At 57.4% G+C, this 1,734-nt stretch carries 1 rRNA gene; it reads left to right on the top strand.

The annotated features are described in order from the left end of the window. The first annotated feature begins 160 nt into the window (after window positions 1-160). A 16S ribosomal RNA gene (locus tag O2L01_RS25540) occupies window positions 161-1,692 on the top strand. The last annotated feature ends 42 nt before the right edge of the window (window positions 1,693-1,734 follow it).

Raw genomic sequence — 1,734 nt, 5'->3', positions numbered from 1 at the left:
GAGGTCGCTGGACAAGGTTTCGGCGGTTCTTGGTTGGTACTGTTTTTGACTGTCTTTTCCTTGGGACACTTGCTTGGTGTCCCGTTGAAAATCGGTCAGGACATGCTTCGACACATACCAAAGTCGCCATAGCCGTAAGGTTGTGGTGCGCAACAGGTTTTTGTTGGAGAGTTTGATCCTGGCTCAGGACGAACGCTGGCGGCGTGCTTCACACATGCAAGTCGAACGGAAAGGCCCGCTTGCGGGTACTCGAGTGGCGAACGGGTGAGTAACACGTGGGTAACCTGCCCCCATCTCTGGGATAACCGTTGGAAACGGCGGCTAATACCGGATACGACCACCTTCCGCATGGTTGGTGGTGGAAAGTTTTTGCGGTTGGGGAGGGGCCCGCGGCCTATCAGCTTGTTGGTGCGGTAGTGGCGCACCAAGGCTTTGACGGGTAGCCGGCCTGAGAGGGCGGTCGGTCACATTGGGACTGAGATACGGCCCAGACTCCTACGGGAGGCAGCAGTGGGGAATTTTGCACAATGGGCGCAAGCCTGATGCAGCGACGCCGCGTGAGGGATGACGGCTTTCGGGTTGTAAACCTCTTTTATCCACCACGAAGGCCAGGTATTCGCCTGGTTGACGGTAGTGGTTGAATAAGCGCCGGCTAACTACGTGCCAGCAGCCGCGGTAAGACGTAGGGCGCGAGCGTTGTCCGGATTTATTGGGCGTAAAGGGCTCGTAGGCGGTTGATTGCGTCCGCCGTGAAAGGCCTCGGCTTAACCGGGGTTTTGCGGTGGATACGGGTCGACTTGAGGCAATTAGGGGAGATCGGAATTCTACGTGTAGCGGTGAAATGCGCAGATATGTGGAGGAACACCGGTGGCGAAGGCGGATCTCTGGGATTGTTCTGACGCTGAGGAGCGAAAGCGTGGGGAGCGAACAGGATTAGATACCCTGGTAGTCCATGCTGTAAACGGTGGGCGCTAGGTGTGGGGTCACGTTGGTTGATTCTGTGCCGTAGCTAACGCATTAAGCGCCCCGCCTGGGGAGTACGGCCGCAAGGCTAAAACTCAAAGGAATTGACGGGGGCCCGCACAAGCGGCGGAGCATGCGGATTAATTCGATGCAACGCGAAGAACCTTACCTAGGTTTGACATCACCCGGAAACCTCTAGAGATAGAGGCCTCTTCGGACTGGGTGACAGGTGGTGCATGGCTGTCGTCAGCTCGTGTCGTGAGATGTTGGGTTAAGTCCCGCAACGAGCGCAACCCTTATCCCGTGTTGCCAGCATTCAGTTGGGGACTCACGGGAGACTGCCGGGGTTAACTCGGAGGAAGGTGGGGATGAGGTCAAGTCATCATGCCCCTTATGTCTAGGGCTTCACGCATGCTACATTGGCCGGTACAGCGGGTTGCGATACCGTGAGGTGGAGCGAATCCCTGTAAAGCCGGTCTTGGTTCGGATTCGAGTCTGCAACTCGACTCGATGAAGGTGGAGTCGCTAGTAATCGCAGATCAGCAACGCTGCGGTGAATGCGTTCCCGGGCCTTGTACACACCGCCCGTCACGTCATGAAAGTTGGCAACACCCGAAGCCTGCGGCCTAACCGGTTTACCGGAGGGAGTGGTCGAAGGTGGGGCTGGCGATTAGGACGAAGTCGTAACAAGGTAGCCGTACCGGAAGGTGCGGCTGGATCACCTCCTTTCTAAGGAGTCCCGACCCCCTTGCGAGGGGCGTCAACCATCCG

The organism is Glycomyces lechevalierae, from assembly GCF_027622945.1.
GTDB lineage: Bacteria > Actinomycetota > Actinomycetes > Mycobacteriales > Micromonosporaceae > Glycomyces > Glycomyces rutgersensis.
This window is presented reverse-complemented; position numbering and strand designations above follow the sequence as displayed.